The sequence below is a fragment of the Paraburkholderia sp. RL17-381-BIF-C genome (assembly GCF_046026435.1).
Classification (GTDB): Bacteria; Pseudomonadota; Gammaproteobacteria; order Burkholderiales; family Burkholderiaceae; genus Paraburkholderia.
The window spans coordinates 36,515-53,981 of record NZ_JARESX010000040.1 but is presented as its reverse complement, the minus strand read 5'-3'; the positions used below and the strand labels follow the sequence as shown (position 1 = coordinate 53,981).

The 17,467-nt window shown below is 64.1% G+C and carries 17 protein-coding genes and 1 riboswitch; of the genes, 11 read left to right on the top strand and 6 right to left on the bottom strand.

The features are described 5' to 3' along the window. The first annotated feature begins 15 nt into the window (after positions 1–15). The 4 genes from glpD to P0D70_RS23215 all read left to right on the top strand — a co-directional run bounded on the left by glpD (position 16) and on the right by P0D70_RS23215 (position 4,893). A complete protein-coding gene (glpD, locus tag P0D70_RS23230; RefSeq protein WP_091799275.1) occupies positions 16–1,545 on the top strand; it encodes a glycerol-3-phosphate dehydrogenase in 1,530 nt (509 codons plus the stop codon). Positions 1,546–1,719: 174 nt separating this feature from the next. Further along, positions 1,720–3,219 carry a glycerol kinase GlpK gene (gene glpK, locus P0D70_RS23225; RefSeq protein WP_091799272.1) on the top strand — a complete coding sequence of 500 codons (1,500 nt, stop codon included), beginning with the start codon at positions 1,720–1,722 and terminating at the stop codon, positions 3,217–3,219. An 86-nt stretch (positions 3,220–3,305) separates the two neighbouring features. Continuing rightward, entirely contained in the window at positions 3,306–4,019 is a 714-nt protein-coding gene (locus P0D70_RS23220) for an MIP/aquaporin family protein (RefSeq protein ID WP_408186179.1), read from the top strand. A gap of 187 nt (positions 4,020–4,206) precedes the next feature. After that, positions 4,207–4,893, top strand: coding sequence for an HAD family hydrolase (locus P0D70_RS23215; protein ID WP_408186178.1), 687 nt, complete (start codon positions 4,207–4,209; stop codon positions 4,891–4,893). 165 nt (positions 4,894–5,058) lie between these two features. On the opposite strand, the gene ribB is transcribed toward P0D70_RS23215, so the two are convergent. The 5 genes from ribB to P0D70_RS23190 all read right to left on the bottom strand — a co-directional run bounded on the left by ribB (position 5,059) and on the right by P0D70_RS23190 (position 8,737). After that, the gene (gene ribB, locus P0D70_RS23210; RefSeq protein ID WP_091799263.1) at positions 5,059–5,778 is read right to left on the bottom strand and encodes a 3,4-dihydroxy-2-butanone-4-phosphate synthase; all 720 of its coding nucleotides are present in this window, start codon (positions 5,776–5,778) and stop codon (positions 5,059–5,061) included. Beyond that, on the bottom strand, positions 5,735–5,941 hold the full coding sequence (locus P0D70_RS23205; protein ID WP_177205068.1) for a hypothetical protein: 207 nt from the start codon (positions 5,939–5,941) through the stop codon (positions 5,735–5,737). Before P0D70_RS23205 ends, ribB begins: the two co-directional genes overlap by 44 nt. Then, a riboswitch (FMN riboswitch) is annotated at positions 5,926–6,154 on the bottom strand. (Overlaps the previous gene by 16 nt.) Before the next feature lie 116 nt (positions 6,155–6,270). After that, a complete protein-coding gene (locus tag P0D70_RS23200; RefSeq protein ID WP_091799260.1) occupies positions 6,271–6,960 on the bottom strand; it encodes a helix-turn-helix domain-containing protein in 690 nt (229 codons plus the stop codon). A 195-nt stretch (positions 6,961–7,155) separates the two neighbouring features. Continuing rightward, entirely contained in the window at positions 7,156–8,322 is a 1,167-nt protein-coding gene (locus tag P0D70_RS23195) for an MFS transporter (RefSeq protein ID WP_091799257.1), read from the bottom strand. 16 nt (positions 8,323–8,338) lie between these two features. Beyond that, positions 8,339–8,737: a VOC family protein gene (locus P0D70_RS23190; RefSeq protein WP_408186177.1), complete on the bottom strand. Its 399-nt coding sequence runs from the start codon at positions 8,735–8,737 to the stop codon at positions 8,339–8,341. Between the two features lie 110 nt (positions 8,738–8,847). On the opposite strand from P0D70_RS23190, the gene P0D70_RS23185 reads away from it, so the two are divergent. From P0D70_RS23185 to lnt, 7 genes are all read left to right on the top strand, one after another. Beyond that, complete coding sequence (locus P0D70_RS23185) at positions 8,848–9,831, top strand: LysR family transcriptional regulator (protein WP_408186176.1); 984 nt, start codon at positions 8,848–8,850, stop codon at positions 9,829–9,831. A 141-nt stretch (positions 9,832–9,972) separates the two neighbouring features. Next, a complete protein-coding gene (gene miaB, locus P0D70_RS23180; RefSeq protein WP_408186175.1) occupies positions 9,973–11,346 on the top strand; it encodes a tRNA (N6-isopentenyl adenosine(37)-C2)-methylthiotransferase MiaB in 1,374 nt (457 codons plus the stop codon). Positions 11,347–11,417: 71 nt separating this feature from the next. Continuing rightward, positions 11,418–12,491 (top strand): PhoH family protein, encoded by a 1,074-nt coding sequence (locus P0D70_RS23175; protein ID WP_408186174.1) that lies wholly within the window; start codon positions 11,418–11,420, stop codon positions 12,489–12,491. Positions 12,492–12,539: 48 nt separating this feature from the next. After that, a complete protein-coding gene (ybeY, locus tag P0D70_RS23170) occupies positions 12,540–13,001 on the top strand; it encodes an rRNA maturation RNase YbeY (protein WP_091799244.1) in 462 nt (153 codons plus the stop codon). Positions 13,002–13,051: 50 nt separating this feature from the next. Continuing rightward, the gene (locus P0D70_RS23165) at positions 13,052–13,801 is read left to right on the top strand and encodes a gamma-glutamylcyclotransferase (RefSeq protein WP_408186173.1); all 750 of its coding nucleotides are present in this window, start codon (positions 13,052–13,054) and stop codon (positions 13,799–13,801) included. A gap of 202 nt (positions 13,802–14,003) precedes the next feature. Further along, entirely contained in the window at positions 14,004–14,897 is an 894-nt protein-coding gene (locus P0D70_RS23160) for a CorC family transporter (RefSeq protein WP_408186172.1), read from the top strand. A gap of 142 nt (positions 14,898–15,039) precedes the next feature. Further along, entirely contained in the window at positions 15,040–16,749 is a 1,710-nt protein-coding gene (gene lnt / locus P0D70_RS23155) for an apolipoprotein N-acyltransferase (RefSeq protein WP_408186171.1), read from the top strand. A gap of 9 nt (positions 16,750–16,758) precedes the next feature. Here lnt and P0D70_RS23150 read toward each other — a convergent pair whose 3' ends face one another. Continuing rightward, positions 16,759–17,373 (bottom strand): glutathione S-transferase C-terminal domain-containing protein, encoded by a 615-nt coding sequence (locus P0D70_RS23150; protein WP_408186170.1) that lies wholly within the window; start codon positions 17,371–17,373, stop codon positions 16,759–16,761. Between the last annotated feature and the right edge of the window lie 94 nt (positions 17,374–17,467).

The following is a 17,467-nucleotide window of genomic DNA, read 5'->3' as shown; positions in this document are numbered from 1 at the left end:
CAGGGGACACAGCAGGTGACGCAAGGCTCAAGATACGATTTGCTCGTCGTGGGCGGTGGGATCAACGGCGCCGGCATCGCTCGCGATGCGGCGGGCCGCGGCCTGTCGGTGCTGCTGTGCGAACAGGACGACCTGGCGGCGCACACGTCGTCGGCCAGTACCAAGCTGATTCACGGCGGCCTGCGCTATCTGGAATACCGCGAGTTCGGGCTGGTGCGCAAAGCCCTGCAGGAGCGTGAAACGCTGCTGCGCGCCGCGCCGCACATCATGTGGCCGCTGCGCTTCGTGATGCCGCACATGCCCGATCTGCGCCCGGCCTGGCTGATCCGCGCCGGTCTTTTCCTGTACGACCATCTCGCCAAACGCGAACTGCTGCCGGGTTCGCGCGGCATTGTGATGCGCAACCATCCGGCGGGCGTGCCGCTGGTCGATTCGATCAAGCGCGGCTTTGTGTACTCGGACGGCTGGGTCAACGACGCGCGTCTGGTCGTATTGAACGCACTGGACGCCAAAGAGCGCGGCGCGAAAATCCTCACGCGCACGAAACTGCTGAGCGCCGTGCGCGCCGGCGGCGAATGGCGCGCCCAGCTCAAGCGCGACGACGGCACGATTCTGGACGTGCGCGCCGCATCCATTGCGAACGCTGCGGGCCCGTGGGTCGGCGAACTGCTGCAAGGCGCGCTCGGCCGCGCGGCGTCGCACAGCGTGCGGCTCGTCAAAGGCAGTCACATCGTCACGCGGCGGCTGTTCGAGCACGATCACGCGTATATCTTCCAGAATCCGGACAAGCGCATCATCTTCGCGATTCCCTACGAACACGATTACACGCTGATCGGCACGACGGATCTCGAGTATCGCGACGACCCGTCGAAAGTGGCGATCAACGCAGAAGAAACGCAGTATCTGTGCGACTCGATCAACCGCTATTTCAAGCAGAAGATCTCGCCCGCCGACGTGCGCTGGACCTATTCGGGCGTGCGTCCGCTGCTCGAGGAGGAAGGCGCGGACAACCCGTCGGCGGTCACGCGCGACTACTCGCTCGAACTCGACGCGCCTGCCGGTGAAGCGCCGTTGCTCTCGGTGTTCGGCGGCAAGATCACGACCTTCCGCAAACTGGCGGAAGAAGCCGTCGACAAACTCGCGCAAGCGCTGCAAAACGGCGCGTCGTCATGGACGGCCGGTGCGCCGCTGCCCGGCGGCGATATGCCGAACGCCAACTTCGAGCGCTTTCTCAGCGAATTCAAGCAGCAGCATGCGTGGCTGCCGGCCGATCTGGCGCACCGTCTTGCCCGCGCCTACGGCACACGTGCCAAGCATGTCATCGGCAACGCGCGCTCCGTGGCCGATCTCGGCCGCGCTTTCGCGCCCGGCCTGTACGAAGCGGAACTGACTTATCTGCGCGACACCGAATGGGCGCGCAGCGCGCAGGACGTGCTGTGGCGCCGTTCGAAACTCGGCTTGCATGTCGAACCGGGCACGCTCGATTCGATCACACGCGATATCGATACGTGGTTCGCCCGCGAATCCGCGCGACAGAGCGCATAGTCAGATATCGCTACGCAGCGCACCGCTGCATCCGAAGGAACCGGATCGCTTCACCTCTCGGCTGGACCAGGCTGGGCCGCATCGTCACACGTGTTGCAGCCCGCTTAAAACAACAAGCCGTTCCCGTCGCCGGCTACCCGTCCGGCGATTCATAAAACGCATGGAGAAGAGACAATGCAGGATCAGTACATCCTCGCGCTTGACCAAGGCACCACCAGCTCGCGCGCGATGCTGTTCGACCGGCTCGGCAATATCGTGTCGACCGCTCAAAAGGAATTCCAGCAAATCTACCCGCGTCCGGGCTGGGTCGAGCACGATCCGCAGGAAATCTGGTCGACTCAGGCGGGCGTCGCCGCTGAAGCCGTGACGCGCGCCGGCATGAACGGCACCTCGATCGCCGCGATCGGCATCACCAATCAGCGCGAGACCACGATCGTGTGGGATCGCGAAACCGGCCATCCGATCTATAACGCGATCGTTTGGCAGGACCGCCGCACTGCCGACTTCTGCGACCAGTTGAAGGAGCAGGGTCTCGAAGAAAAAGTCCGCGCGAAAACCGGCTTGCCGATCGACTCGTATTTCTCGGCGACCAAGATCCGCTGGATTCTCGACAACGTAGAAGGCGCGCGCGAAAAGGCCAAACAGGGGCGCCTTGCATTCGGCACCGTCGATAGCTGGCTCGTGTGGAATTTCACCAAGGGCGGCCTGCACGTCACCGACGTCACCAACGCGTCGCGCACCATGCTGTTCAACATCCACTCGTTGAAATGGGACGACGAGCTGCTCGAAGCGCTCGACATTCCGCGCAGCATGCTGCCGGAAGTGCGGGCTTCGTCGGAAGTGTACGGGCCGACCAAGACCACCGTGTTCGCTTCCAAGATTCCGCTCGCGGGCATCGCCGGCGACCAGCACGCTGCCCTCTTCGGCCAGATGTGCACCGAGTCGGGCATGGTGAAGAACACCTACGGCACCGGCTGCTTCCTCGTGATGAATACCGGCGACAAGCCGATCGAATCGAAGAACAATCTCGTCACCACGATCGCCTGGCAGATCGGCGATCAGATCAATTACGCGCTGGAAGGCAGCATCTTCATTGGCGGCGCCGTGGTGCAATGGCTGCGCGACGGCCTTGGCATCATCAAAAACGCCGCTGAAATCGAAACGCTGGCGCGCAGCGTGCCGCATTGCGACGGCGTGTATCTGGTGCCCGCCTTCGCCGGTCTCGGCGCGCCGCACTGGAACGCACGCGCTCGCGGCACGCTGTTCGGCGTGACGCGCGGCACGTCGTCGGCGCATATCGCGCGCGCCGCGCTCGACTCGATCGCCTATCAATCGCTCGACGTGTTGAAGGCGATGGAAGCCGACTCCGGCATTCGCATCGGCGAATTGCGAGTGGACGGCGGCGCCTGCGCGAACAATCTGCTGATGCAATTCCAGGCGGACATTCTCGGCGTCGACGCCGTGCGCCCCAAGGTATCGGAAACGACCGCATTGGGCGCGGCTTATCTGGCCGGTCTCGCGGTCGGCTACTGGAAGGATGTCGACGAACTGCAAAGCCAATGGAAGCTCGACCGCCGCTTCACCCCCGCGCTGCCGCATGCCGACGTGAAGGAATGCCTCGACGGCTGGAAGCGCGCGATCCGCGCCGCAAAGGCCTGGGCCGACACGCCCTGAGCAGGGTTTTCTAACACTCGCCTCTCGACATAAAGAAGCCGCTTATCCCGCGGCTTCCCTGACAACTATATTTCGGATACCCAACGATGCATCCTTACATTGCAGAATTCATCGGCACGGCGCTCGTGGTGCTGCTCGGCGACGGCGCCGTCGCCAACGTGCTGCTCGCGCGGACCAAAGGCAAAGGCGCGGACCTGATCGTGATCGTGATGGGCTGGGCGATGGCCGTGTTCATCGCCGTCTATGTCACCGCTTCGTTCAGCGGCGCGCACCTGAATCCTGTCGTGACCGTCAGCCTCGCGCTGGCCGGCAAGTTCGCGTGGGCCAAAGTGCCGGGCTATGTGGCCGCGCAGATGCTCGGCGGCATGGCCGGCGCGCTGCTCGTGTGGGTCGCCTATCGCCAGCACTTCGCGAAAGAAGGCGATGCCGACGTGAAGCTCGGCGTGTTCTGCACCGCGCCGGCGATTCGCAGCGTGCCGCATAACCTGCTCACCGAAATGATCGCCACGTTCGTGCTGATTCTCGGCGTGCTGTATCTGGCGTCGCCGCAAGTCGGCCTCGGTGCGCTCGATGCGCTGCCGGTCGGCCTGCTGGTCCTCGGCATCGGCATCTCGCTCGGCGGCCCGACCGGCTACGCAATGAGCCCCGCGCGCGACCTGTCGCCGCGTCTGATGCATGCGCTGCTGCCGATTCCGGGCAAGCGCGACAGCGACTGGCACTATGCGTGGATTCCGGTGTGCGGTCCGTTGCTGGGCGGCGCGGCGGCTGCGTGCCTGTATCTGTATCTGCACGCGCATTGATCTGACGGCGTAGTCAAGAACCGCAGCGGCAAGAGCCGCCTCGAACGCCCACCCAGGACGTTCCGAAGCCGTGACGGAGAACGGCGGCGCCGCGCAGGCGCCGCCAAAGCACGTATCATGACGCTTTCACTCTCCGCGCATAAGCTTGCAATTGCCTGCCCATGCGCTTCGCTTTCCGTTTTCAGCCATGATCGACCACCTCATTTGCGACTGCGACGGCGTGCTCGTCGACAGCGAAATCATCGCTGACCGCGTCATGTTCGAAACGCTGACCGCCACGTTTCCCGGCCTCGATTTCGAACCCATCGTCAAAACGGCTTTTGGCCAGCAAACGTCGCGTTTTCTCGAAGGCATCGAGAAGTCGTTCGACATCACGCTCCCCGCGAATTTTTTCGACACCATCGAACACAACGTCGAGATTGCGCTTGCAGCCTCGCTCAGCCCGATCAACGGCGTGCGCGATGCCTTGCAACGTGTCACGTTGCCGGCCGCCGTCGTCTCGAACAGCCGCATGGCGCGCGTGAACGCGTCGGTACGGCGCGCGGGTTTGCAGCAGATTTTCGGCGAGCGTATTTTCAGCGCGGAACAGGTGGCCCGGCCGAAGCCTTATCCCGATGTCTATCTGTTCGCCGCTCAGACGCTGGGTGTGGAGCCGTCACGCTGTGTGGTGGTGGAGGACAGCGTGGCGGGTTTGAATGCCGCGCGTGCGGCGGGTATGAAAACGATCGCCTTCGTCGGCGCGAGCCATATTCCCCATGGCTACGCGGACGCGCTTCGCAAGATGGGTATGACTCGCATCATGCAGCATATGGACGAATTGCCCGCGCTGGTCGAAGCCGGCGTACGCGGCGAGTTCGGCGACGTGCAGTCGTAGTTTGTTCGCGGCAATCGGATAAGCCGGCTGTCGAGCCGGCGTACGCGGCGACGTACGAACGTAGCCGTTTGCGGCAAATGGAAAGCCGGCTGGAAGAGCCGGCTTTTTTGCGTCCGAACTGGAGCGAGTGCGCGCCTCACCTCACGCGCGCGCACCCTTCCCGCACTAAGCCTCGTCAGCCACGCATTCGCGCGCTTGCGCCAACGCCTGACGAAACTCCACCAGTTCGGCAATGGTCAGCATCGGCAGATTGTGTTGCGCGGCGAAGCGCTCCACGTCTGCGCCGCGCGTCATCGTGCCGTCCGGGTTCATCAGTTCGCACAGCACACCGGCCGGCTTCAGACCCGCGAGAATAGCCAGGTCCACCGTGCCTTCGGTATGGCCGCGACGGGCGAGCACGCCGCCGGGTTGCGCACGCAACGGGAACACATGGCCCGGGCGCACGATATCGGCGGGCTTGGCCGTATCGGCGATCGCGGCGCGAATTGTCGTCACGCGATCGAGTGCGGATACGCCGGTGGTCACGCCGTCGCGCGCTTCAATCGAGACGGTGAACGCGGTGCCGTGACGGCTTTCGTTGTTGACAGCCATCGGCGGCAATTCGAGCGCGCGGATCTTCTCGTCCGGCAGGCACAGGCACACAATGCCGCTGCACTCGCGAATCAGCAACGCCATGGTTTCGACGGACAGACGCTCGGCGGAGACGATCAGATCGGCTTCGTTCTCGCGGTCGTGGTCGTCTTGCAGCACGACGGCGCGGCCATCGCGCATGGCTTGCAAGGCGGCGGCGATACGTGGCGGAACGGGCTCGGTGTCGAGCAAGGGGAGATCGAGGAATGCGCTATCCGCAATCGTCGACGGAGCAGGAAAAGTAGCAAAAGACATAGTTGAAACGCTCATCGCAAAAGTTGGGCGAAAAACGTTTCAGGGCATTGCAAACAGACAAAGACGCGCCGCTGAACGCCGCTTCAGGCGGCGTTCGCGCACCGCCCGGACCTGCAAGCGGCGCCACGGAAACGAACATGACTATCTGCACATCTTCTTCCATCCGGACTCTAACCGTCGGCTCTGGCTTCTCACCAGATCTGCTGACCCCATGTCGACCAGCGTGATCGCTTTGGCGATTACGCTGGTCCCATGCAACGCAGTTGCACAGGTCCAAACACACTGACGACGCGGGCGCTCGCGGGCTCACCGGCTCACGCTTTCGCGCTGCCGGCATACCGCCGGTGGGGAATTTCACCCCGCCCTGAAGACGCACTGATTGCCGGATCGACCGGCTGGCAAAGCATACAACAGCCGCGCCGCCCATGCAGCGCAACCCTACTGATCAGACGGAAATCCCGGATTCGTGGCTCACCCGTCTGCGAAACGTGATCAAACCGGCGCGGCCTCGCGCGCGGTCTCGCCGTGCGCGGGCACGTCCCAGCGCGGCGGCGTCTCCGCCTTCAGCGTCACGCGAAACGCGCGCGCTTCCGTGTCGCCGGGATTGCGCAGGCTGTGCGGCTGGTCGGCGTCGAACACGATCGCGTCGCCGGTGGCCAGCAACTGGCGCTGATCGTGCACGCTGACTTCCAGCGTGCCTTCGCTCACCACCAGATTCACCGTCGTGCCTGGCGCGCGGCGCGTGCCGGCCTCGGTGTGCAACGGCGCGATACGCAGTTCGTGAAATTCGGCGGCGGTCGGCTCGGCGTCGGGATAAAGCGGCCGGGCCGAATAGCGCCCATTCGAACTGACGACGCGCGACGAGCGCTCCGCCGGTAAATGCTCGAAGCCGTTAGTCGCATGACGGCGCAAGAAAGCCGCCACCGACACCTTCAACGCAGCCGCCACCTTGCACAGCACCTTGATGGACGGCACGCTGCGCGCCGACTCGATTTGCGCGAGCATCGCACGCGACACGCCGGACGCGCGGGCCAAAGCGTCGAGCGACAGTTGCCGTTCGGCGCGCAAGCGGGCGAGATTCACGCCGACCAGATGTTCCAGTGCATCGAAGGGTTCTGCGGCACGCGGCGACGCATCGGTGTCAGCCGTGGGATCGCGAACCAGCGCAAGCGGGGAATGCATGATTGCCTCCAGAAGCGCCGCCGGACGGCGGGCAAGCGGTTAGTGCAAGCACGATAGCATCGCGTCCCGCCGCGCCCAACGAAGTTATCTTCACACTGTTATCAGCATTGCGGAGGACGTTTTCCGCAATGCTTGTGCGAATTTTTCATAAGGGCGCGCACACGCGCCGACTCGCCAGCTGACACACCCACACCTTCACGCGCGCTGCACCGCGCTCGAGGCCGGCGCGTCCATGCGCGCCGCGAACCACGTGAGCAGCAGCGCCGCCACGCTGACCGCCGCCGCGACCCACGGCAGGGTATCGAGCGAATGGCCGTGGTTGATCACGAGCCCGCCGAGCCACGCGCCGCCCGCATTGCCGACGTTGAACGCGCCGATGTTCAGCGTCGAAGCCAGATTCGGCGCCGCAGCGGCCTTCTCGACCACGCGCATCTGCAAAGGCGGCACCGTCGCGAAGGCGGCGATGCCCCACACGAAAATTGTGATCGCCGCGGCCACTTGCGAATGACTGGTGCGCGCGAAAATCGCCATGACCACCGCCAGCGCGACCAGAATGCCCATCAGTGAGGGCATCAGCGCGCGATCCGCCAGCTTGCCGCCCACCGTGTTGCCGATTGTCAGGCCCACGCCGAACAGCACCAGGATGAGCGTGACGCCGCGTGGCGAGAAACCGCTCACCTGTTCGAGAATCGGCGCGATATAGGTGAACACGACAAATACACCGCCGAAGCCGAGCACTGTCATCGCGAGCGCGGTCCAGACTTGCGGGTCCTTCAGTACGCGCACTTCATGACCGAGACCGACCGGGCCGGCGTCGTGACGATTCGGCAGCAGCGCCGTGATGCCCGCGAGCGACAGCACGCCGAATGCGCTGACGATCCAGAACGCCGCGCGCCAGCCGAACTCCTGCCCGATGAACGTGCCGAACGGCACGCCGAGCACGTTCGCGAGCGTCAGGCCGGTGAACATCAGTGCGATCGCGCTCGCACGCTTTTCCGCCGGCACGAGCGACGCCGCCACCACGGCGCCGATGCCGAAGAACGAACCGTGCGCGAACGAGGTGACCACCCGCGCGACCATCAGCACGGAATAGCTCGACGCGATCGCGCACAGCGTATTGCCGACGATGAACACGCCCATGAGCAACTGCAACGCCAGCTTGCGCGGCATCTTGCTGGTCACCACCGCGAGCAGCGGCGCGCCGACGGCGACGCCGAGCGCGTAGCCGCTCACCAGCAAGCCCGCCGATGGAATCGACACGGCCAGATCGTGCGCGACCTCGGGCAGCAAGCCCATGATGACGAATTCGGTCGTGCCGATCGCGAATGCGCTGATCGCCAGCGCCAGTAATGGAATGGGCATTGTTCTACTCCAGCATTCAAGGTTGAGCGTGATGCAGCGCCGTCACGAATTCGACGACGACGCCCGGCGCAAGCGCCACGAAGAGTTGCGCCTGAGCTTCCTGCGGGCCCATCTGCGGCACATGCGCCGTTTGATAGTCCACGCCGTGGGTATGCAAGCGGCCGAGCAGCGCCTGCCATTCGGCGGCGCTCTCCATACGGAACGCGATGTGATCGATACGCGGCGCCATCCTGCCGGCCGAGGCAGGCACCGTCGCGTCGATCAGATGAATCAGCGGGCTGCCGTTTGCATAGAGCCAGTAGCCGTCGACCGAAAACGGCGGACGCGCGCCCTCGGTCAGCCCGGCGACATCGACGAAGAGATGTCGGGCGGAATCGAGGTCGGCGGTGACGATCGTCGCGTGATCGAGGTGCATGGTTCGGGCGGCATCAGGGATTTCGATGCTGGGATTGTCGAGGACACGCGTCGATTTGATAATTGGCGTAGCATTTGAAGCATTTTCAAATCTGATTTGAAAGAACTGCCATGGACAACCTCGGTGACATTCGCCTGTTCGTTGAAGCGGCGCAGCAAGGCAGCCTGTCGGCGGCGGGCCGCAAGATGGGCCTGACGCCAGCCGCCGCCAGCGCGCGCCTCGCCAAGCTCGAAGCCGGCCTCAAAGCGCGCCTGTTCGAACGCACCACCCGTCAACTCCGACTCACCGACGAAGGCCGCCTGTACCTGAATTGCTGCCGTCAGGCGCTGCAATCGCTCGACGACGCCGAAGCCGCCCTGCAAGCCGGCCAGGGCGTGGTGCGCGGCAAGGTGCGGGTGTCGGCCACCTCGGACTTCGGCCGCAATCTGCTGATGCACTGGCTCGACGAGTTCAACGCGCTCTATCCGGAAGTGACCTTCGCGCTGACGCTCTCGGATTCGCTGTCGAATCTGGTGCAGGAGGATATCGATCTGGCGATCCGCTTCGGCGTGCCGCAGGACAGCTCGCTGGTCGCCCGCAAGCTGGCGCCGAACCGCCGCGTGCTGTGCGCGTCGCCGGACTACATCGCACGCAAGGGCGAACCGAAGGATCCGCACGATCTGACGAATTTCGACTGCATCGTGCTCGGCACCGCATCCGGGCCGGTGAACGAATGGCGGTTCACGCGCGGCGACGAGGTGCAGCACTACACCGTGCCGTTCGAAACCGCCCGTGAGACCAACGACGGCGCGGTGGCCCGCGAATGGGCGCTGCGCGGTTACGGCATCGTGATCAAGTCGATGTGGGACGTGGAAGCCGACCTGCGCGCCGACGGCCTGAAAATCCTGCTGCCGGAATGGCGTTATCCGGATGCGCCACTGCACGCGCTCTACCATCGCAACCGCTTCATGGCGCCGCGTGTGCGCGTGCTGCTCGACTTCCTGAGTGAACGCTTCGCGCGCGTGTCGGATGAACTGGAAGGGTTGCTGGGCTTGCCGCCTGAGCCGGCGGGCCGCAAGGCGGCCGCGGAAACCGCATCGCGCGAAGGGCTATAATATTGAGCTACGCTGCAAACGTGCCCCGAAACCCGCCCGCCAGTGGCCGAAAGCGCCGCCACACGGCCCGCGCGCACGTTTCGCCCCTCTTCACCTTTTAAACGACGCCCCCAGGTTAACCACTGCGACCGGCGAAATTCGATGACCAAGAAAGTTTATGTAAAGACCTTTGGCTGCCAGATGAACGAGTACGACTCCGACAAAATGGTCGACGTACTCGGCGCGGCTGAAGGACTCGTCAAGACCGACACGCCGGAAGACGCGGACGTCATTCTGTTCAACACGTGCTCGGTGCGCGAAAAGGCCCAGGAAAAAGTTTTCTCCGACCTCGGCCGCGTGCGCGAGCTGAAAGAAGCGAATCCGAATCTGATTATCGGCGTGGGCGGCTGCGTGGCGAGCCAGGAAGGCGCGTCGATCGTTGCGCGCGCGCCGTATGTCGATCTGGTGTTCGGCCCGCAAACGCTGCACCGTCTGCCGCAAATGATCGACAAGCGCCGCGAAAGCGGCCGCGCGCAAGTGGACATCACGTTCCCGGAAATCGAAAAGTTCGATCACCTGCCGCCGGCTCGTGTGGACGGCCCGAGCGCATTCGTGTCGATCATGGAAGGCTGCAGCAAGTACTGCAGCTATTGCGTCGTGCCGTACACGCGCGGCGAAGAAGTGTCGCGCCCGCTGGACGACGTGCTGACCGAAATCGCCGGCCTTGCCGATCAGGGCGTGCGTGAAGTCACGCTGCTCGGCCAGAACGTGAACGCCTACCGCGCCGGTCTCACGCTCGGTTCGTCGGAAATCGCCGACTTCGCCACGCTGATCGAATACGTCGCGGATATTCCGGGCATCGAACGGATTCGCTACACCACGTCGCATCCGAAAGAATTCACGCAGCGCCTGATCGACACCTACGCGAAGGTGCCGAAGCTTGTCAGCCACCTGCATCTGCCGGTGCAGCACGGCTCGGACCGCATTCTGATGGCCATGAAGCGCGGCTACACGGTGCTCGAATATAAATCGGTAATCCGCAAGCTGCGCGCGATCCGCCCCGACCTGTCGCTCTCCACGGACATGATCGTCGGCTTCCCCGGTGAGACGGAAGAAGACTTCGACAAGATGATGGCGCTCGTGCACGAGATGAAGTACGACACCAGCTTCTCGTTCATCTACAGCCCGCGCCCCGGCACGCCGGCCGCGAATCTGCACGACGACACGCCCCGTGAGGTGAAGCTCAAGCGTCTGCAGCATTTGCAGGCCACCATCGAGGAAAACGTGCAGCGCATTAGCGATTCGATGGTCGGCAAGATCGAGCGCATTCTGGTCGAGCGCCCGGCGCGCAAGGACCCGAATGAACTCGCGGGCCGCACCGAAAACAACCGCGTAGTGAATTTCCCGGCGCCGGTCGCGTCGCACTCGCGGCTGATCGGCCAGATGGTGGACGTGAAAATCGTCAAAGCGTACCCACATTCGCTACGTGGCGAGCTCGTGCTGGTGCATGACGACGCACCGGCCACGACCCACTGAGCGACGCCAACCCGCGACGCAAATCCGCGAAGTAACCCGCGTATCGAAACCGACAGGATCGAACCACCGCCTTGAAGACCACTCAGCAGCATCTGGAATTCACCGCACCGCGTGAAGACAACGCGCGGCTCGCCAACCTCTGCGGCCCGCTCGACGAAAATCTGCGTCAGATCGAGCAGGCGCTCGACGTGACGCTGCAACGCCGTGGCCACCGCATTACGATTCGTGGACGCGGCGCGAAACTCGCGCTCACCGCGCTCGAAAAGTTCTACGACAACTCACAGAAGCCGCTGTCGGTCGACGACATCCAGCTCGCGCTCGTTGAAGTGCGTCAGCCCGCGCGGCATCGCGCGAACGGCAACGGACACGGCACGGAAGCGGTCGACCCGCGTTTCCCGGGCAATCCGGATCATCCGTTCGACCAGCCCGCCGACGCCGTGGACGACGACGTCGAAGAACTCGGCCCGAAGCTGTACACGCGGCGCGCGGATCTGCGCGGCCGCACGCCGGCGCAGCGCGAGTATCTGAAGCAGATCATCTCGCACGACGTGACCTTCGGCATCGGCCCGGCCGGCACCGGCAAGACCTATCTGGCGGTGGCCTGCGCGGTGGACGCGCTGGAGCGCGATCAGGTCAAACGCATCGTGCTGACGCGTCCGGCTGTGGAAGCGGGCGAGCGTCTCGGCTTCCTGCCGGGCGATCTGGCGCAAAAGGTCGATCCGTATCTGCGTCCTTTGTACGACGCGCTGTACGACCTGCTCGGCTTCGACAAAACCGCCAAGATGTTCGAGCGGCAGATGATCGAAATCGCGCCGCTCGCGTACATGCGCGGCCGCACGCTGAACCACGCGTTCATCATTCTCGACGAGGCGCAGAACACCACGCCCGAACAGATGAAAATGTTCCTCACGCGGATCGGCTTCGGTTCGAAAGCGGTCGTGACCGGCGACACGACCCAGGTCGACTTGCCGCGCGGCCACAAGAGCGGTCTGATCGAAGCACAGCAGGTGCTCGCCGACGTACGCGGCATCGCGCTCACACGCTTTACGAGTGCGGACGTGGTGCGGCATCCGCTGGTCGCGCGAATTGTGGAGGCGTACGATGCGCATTCGCAGAAAACCGCCAGTCCGGCGGATTCGCGCTAATCGCCCGCAACCGCAACGAACGCAAAAAACGCAACACGACGAAACCGCATGAGCCGCGCCCCAAAACTGACGTTGAACCTGCAATTCCCCGCTGCCAAGGCCTGGCCGGAACACAAGGCGCTGCTGCCACGCGCCACCGTGGCCGGCTGGATCAAGGCAGCGCTCTTTGCGGACGGTGAACTGACCGTGCGTTTCGTCGACGCCGAAGAAGGCCGCACGCTGAACCGCACCTATCGCGGCAAGGATTATTCGACCAACGTGCTGACCTTCGCCTACGCCGAGTCGGAAGACGATCCGGTGACGGGCGACCTGATCCTGTGCTGCCCGGTGGTCGAGAAGGAAGCCGCCGAGCAGGGCAAGCCGCTCGTCGCGCACTACGCGCATCTGCTCGTGCACGGCACGCTTCACGCCCAGGGCTACGACCACGAAGTCGAGGAAGAAGCCGAGGAAATGGAAGCGATCGAAACGGAAATCCTCGGCAAGCTCGGGTTTCCCGATCCGTACCAGTAGGCGCAGCTTAACAACGCGCCGCCAACGCCCAACCCGCACAAAAGCCCATCGTGAGCACCTCGTCCCCTGAAGCCGACACCCGAACGCCCTGCCCGGACTATCCACCGGTGCTCGGCGAATCGCGGCTGCTGACAGACGAGGAACTGCGCGCATCGCTCGACTGCACGCTGCGCGACTGGGACCGCAAAAGCGATCTGTGGCTGTTCGGCTATGGGTCGCTGATCTGGAATCCCGGCCTGCCCACCGTCGAAGCAACCCGATCGCGAGTTCACGGCTACCATCGCGGACTCTATCTCTGGTCGCGCGTCAATCGCGGCACGCCCGAACAGCCCGGCCTCGTGCTCGCGCTCGATCGCGGCGGCTCGTGCACCGGCATCGCGTTCCGGCTGGCGGCCGAAGGCTCGGCGCCGCATCTCGAGGCGCTCTGGCGCCGCGAAATGGCAATGGGATCGTATCGGCCGGCATGGCTGCCGTGCGTGCTCGCCGACGGCCGGCGCGTCGATGCGCTGGCGTTCGTGATGCGCCGCGACGTGCCGAGCTACACGGGCAAGCTGCACGACGACATCGTCAAAACCGTGTTCGGTTGCGCCAGCGGTCGCTACGGTACTACGCTCGATTACGTCAGCCGCACCGTGCATGCGCTGCGCGAAAGCGGCATGCCGGACCGCGCGCTCGAAGCGCTGCTCGAACGGTGCCGTGAGGAAAGCCGCGAGGCGGACCTGAAGGCGGGCCGAAAAGTGGGCGCGAAGGCGGACGTCAAAGCTAACGTCAAAGCGGACCTCAAGACCGACCAGGAATAATCGTCACGAACGGCGCTTTTTTTCCTGGAAACGCTTTTCCGCGCGTAATCAGTTAGGATTGACCCACGCCCGCCCTTCACGGCGAAGCCGCTTCACCCCAGCTTCACTCATCGCCCAGCCCGGCGGGACACGGTCCTGCCATGTGCCTGGTGTATCCTTAATGCTCTGCAACAGCGCGCCCAGTCTTGCCGGGCGCACTACCATGAACGACACGTATCCCAGTCGACGCCATACCGACAAACCGCAGGAAAAGCGCTCACTCCTCGAGCGTCTGACTGACTTCATCTCGCCTGAGCCCGACTCGCGCGCCGAACTCCTGGAAATTCTGCAGGACGCGCACGAACGCAACCTGATCGACGCCGACTCGCTGTCGATGATCGAAGGCGTATTCCAGGTCTCTGAACTCAGCGCGCGCGACATCATGGTGCCGCGTGCGCAAATGGACGCGATCAACATCGCGGACAATCCCGCCGAATTTATCCCGTACGTGCTGGAAAAAGCGCACTCGCGCTATCCGGTCTACGAAGGCAATCGCGACAACATCATCGGCGTGCTGCTCGCCAAAGACCTGCTGCGCTACTACGCCGAAGAAGAGTTCGACGTGCGCGGCATGCTGCGCCCAGCCGTGTTCATCCCCGAGTCGAAGCGTCTGAATGTGCTGCTGCACGACTTCCGCGTGAATCGCAATCACCTCGCGGTGGTGGTCGACGAATACGGTGGCGTGGCCGGCCTGATCACGATCGAAGACGTGCTGGAACAGATCGTCGGCGATATTGAAGACGAATACGATTTCGACGAGGAAAGCGGCAACATCATCGCCTCGCCGGACGGACGTTTCCGCGTGCGCGCGCTGACCGAAATCGAACAGTTCAACGAAGCCTTCGGCACCCATTATTCAGACGACGAAGTCGACACGATCGGCGGACTCGTCACGCATCACTTCGGACGGGTGCCGCATCGGGGCGAAAAGGTGCGCCTCGACGATCTGATCTTCGAGATTCTGCGCGGCGACGCCCGCCAGATTCACATGCTGCTGGTGCGCCGCGATCCGCTCGCCGGCCAGCGCGAGCGCGAAGCGCAGCACGTGCAGACCTGATCCGGTTGCGGCCGGTTTTCTCGCCGCTTCTTCAGGTCGCTTTTCGGCTCGCTGCTTAGTCCGCTTTTTGGCTCGCTGCTTAGCTCGCATTTCGACCCGCTTTTCAACCCGCTTCTCAACCCCTCACGCCGACCGCGCAACAATGGCCGACCCGATAACTTCCCGTTCGCGCCGCGGCGTGAACGCTTCCGCCGCCGAGCAAGTTCGCGGCCGCACGCTGCCTCGCTGGCACTACCTCGTCGCGCTGGCCGCCGGCGCGGCCAACACGCTTTCGTTCGCGCCGACGCCGCACGGCGGCTGGCTCGAACTCGCGATCTTCGTGTTCTTCTTCGCCTGGCTCACGCGTGCCACAGGCTGGAAAAGTGCCGCTCTGACGGGCGGCGCGTTCGGCTTCGGCAATTTCGTGACCGGCGTATGGTGGCTCTACGTCAGCATGCATTTTTACGGCGGCATGGCAGCGCCGCTCGCCGGCGCGGCCGTGGTGCTGTTCTCGCTCTATCTGGCGGTTTATCCGGCGCTGGCGGCAGGTGTCTGGTCGTTCTGCGCCGGTCACGCGCGCAATGGCGCAGCCCCGGACGACACACCGTTCTCGCCCACATGGCACGGGGCGCTGGCGTTCGCGAGCGCATGGGCGATCGGCGAATGGTTGCGCGGTACGGTGTTCACGGGCTTTCCGTGGCTTGCCAGCGGTTACGCTCAAGTGGACGGCCCGTTCGCCGGTTTCGCACCGGTGGCGGGCGTATACGGCGTCGGCTGGATGCTAGCGCTGGTGGCTGCGCTGATCGTGCAGGCGCTGCTGCCGCTACTGCGCTCGCGCAAGCCGCGCGGCAACGCCAACGGCGAAGCCGGCAGCAACGCCGCCAAGCCGGATGCGGCGCGCGTCGCCGTGCCTGGCGCGATCGCGCTGGCGCTGATCGCCGCCGGCCTGCTGCTGCCGCTCGTGCAATGGACTGTGCCGGCCAACGCGCCGCTGACCGTGCGCCTGCTGCAAGGCAACGTCAAACAGGAAATGAAGTTCGAGGAATCCGGCATGCGCGCCGCGATCGACCAGTATCAGCAGATGATCACCTCGAAGCCGGCCGATCTGATCGTCACGCCGGAAACCGCCATTCCGGTACTCGCGCAACAATTGCCGGCGCCCTTCGCGTCGGCGGTGCGCAACTTCTCGGACACGACGGGCAGCGCAATCCTGTTCGGCGCGATCGGCGGCACGATCACACCGGAGGGCCAGGTAATCGACTATACGAACAGCCTGTTCGGCGTCACGCCCGGCACGCGCGACGTCTATCGCTACGACAAACACCACCTCGTGCCGTTCGGCGAATTCGTGCCGTGGGGCTTCCGCTGGTTCGTCAACCTGATGAGCATCCCGCTCGGCGATTTCTTCCGTGGCGCGCCGGTGCAGAAGCCGTTCATGGTCCACAACCAGCCGGTCGCGGTGGACATCTGCTACGAGGATATTTTCGGCGAAGAGATTGCGCGGACCATTCGCGAAAGCGACACGCCCGCCGGCGTGCTGGTCAATTCGACCAATCTGGCCTGGTTTGGCGACACGATCGCGCTCGACCAGCATCTGCAGATCGCGCGCATGCGTTCGCTGGAAACCGGCCGCCCGATGCTGCGCGCGACCAACACCGGCATGACCGCCGCGATCGATGCCAACGGCAAGGTGCTCGGGCGCCTGCAACCCTACACGGTCGGCTCGCTCGACCTCACGGTGCAAGGCACTTCCGGCAGCACGCCGTATGTCACGAGCGGCAACAACACCGTGCTGGCGGTTTCACTGTTTCTGCTGGCGTTCGGCTTTGCGTTCGGGCCGGGTATCAGGCGCCGCCAGAACGGCAAGCAGTAAGACGCCGGCCTAGTTGACGGGCACCGTATCGATGAACGACTGGCGCAGCGAGAGCTTCTGGAAGTGTTTGTCCAGATTCGGGTACGGCTCGCGCCAGTTCAATTCGGGCATGCGGAAATCCAGATAGCCCAATGCACAGCCCACCGCGATGTCGGCGAGCGTGTAGTGATTGCCTGCGCACCAGGTCTTGCTGCCCAATCCCTGCGCCATTGCGATAAGGGCTTCGTCGATCTTGCGCTGCTGGCGGGCGACCCACGCGTCCACGCGCTGCTCCGGCGCGCGCTGCGTGCCTTCGAGGCGAATCAGCACCGCTGCGTCGAGCACGCCGTCGGCGAGCGCTTCCCAGCAGCGCACCTCGACGCGCTCACGTCCCGACTGGGGAATCAGCTTGCCGACCGGCGACAGCGTATCCACGTATTCGCAGATCACCCGTGAGTCGAACACCGCTTCGCCATCTTCCATGACGAGGCACGGCACCTTGCCGAGCGGATTGAAGGTGTGAATCCGGGTGTCCGGCGCCCAGACATTCTCGGGCACCAGTTCGTAGTCGATCTTCTTGTCGGCCAGCACGATGCGCGCTTTACGCACAAAGGGGCTGGCGAGCGAACCGATGAGTTTCATCATTACCATCTGCCTTTTCCTGAATCCGGCGAAAGTATAAGTGCTCGGCGGCTTTAGCGAGCGTTCACGCGCGTTGTGGCGACGCTTCGCGAGCCGC

Coding starts and splice junctions, on each gene's coding strand:
- glpK (WP_091799272.1), top strand. CDS start 1,720: ATGCAGGATCAGTACATCCTCGCGCTTGACCAAGGCACCACCAGCTCG.
- P0D70_RS23220 (WP_408186179.1), top strand. CDS start 3,306: ATGCATCCTTACATTGCAGAATTCATCGGCACGGCGCTCGTGGTGCTG.
- P0D70_RS23215 (WP_408186178.1), top strand. CDS start 4,207: ATGATCGACCACCTCATTTGCGACTGCGACGGCGTGCTCGTCGACAGC.
- ribB (WP_091799263.1), bottom strand. CDS start 5,778: ATGTCTTTTGCTACTTTTCCTGCTCCGTCGACGATTGCGGATAGCGCA.
- P0D70_RS23205 (WP_177205068.1), bottom strand. CDS start 5,941: ATGGAAGAAGATGTGCAGATAGTCATGTTCGTTTCCGTGGCGCCGCTT.
- P0D70_RS23200 (WP_091799260.1), bottom strand. CDS start 6,960: ATGCATTCCCCGCTTGCGCTGGTTCGCGATCCCACGGCTGACACCGAT.
- P0D70_RS23195 (WP_091799257.1), bottom strand. CDS start 8,322: ATGCCCATTCCATTACTGGCGCTGGCGATCAGCGCATTCGCGATCGGC.
- P0D70_RS23190 (WP_408186177.1), bottom strand. CDS start 8,737: ATGCACCTCGATCACGCGACGATCGTCACCGCCGACCTCGATTCCGCC.
- P0D70_RS23185 (WP_408186176.1), top strand. CDS start 8,848: ATGGACAACCTCGGTGACATTCGCCTGTTCGTTGAAGCGGCGCAGCAA.
- miaB (WP_408186175.1), top strand. CDS start 9,973: ATGACCAAGAAAGTTTATGTAAAGACCTTTGGCTGCCAGATGAACGAG.
- ybeY (WP_091799244.1), top strand. CDS start 12,540: ATGAGCCGCGCCCCAAAACTGACGTTGAACCTGCAATTCCCCGCTGCC.
- P0D70_RS23160 (WP_408186172.1), top strand. CDS start 14,004: ATGAACGACACGTATCCCAGTCGACGCCATACCGACAAACCGCAGGAA.
- lnt (WP_408186171.1), top strand. CDS start 15,040: ATGGCCGACCCGATAACTTCCCGTTCGCGCCGCGGCGTGAACGCTTCC.
- P0D70_RS23150 (WP_408186170.1), bottom strand. CDS start 17,373: ATGATGAAACTCATCGGTTCGCTCGCCAGCCCCTTTGTGCGTAAAGCG.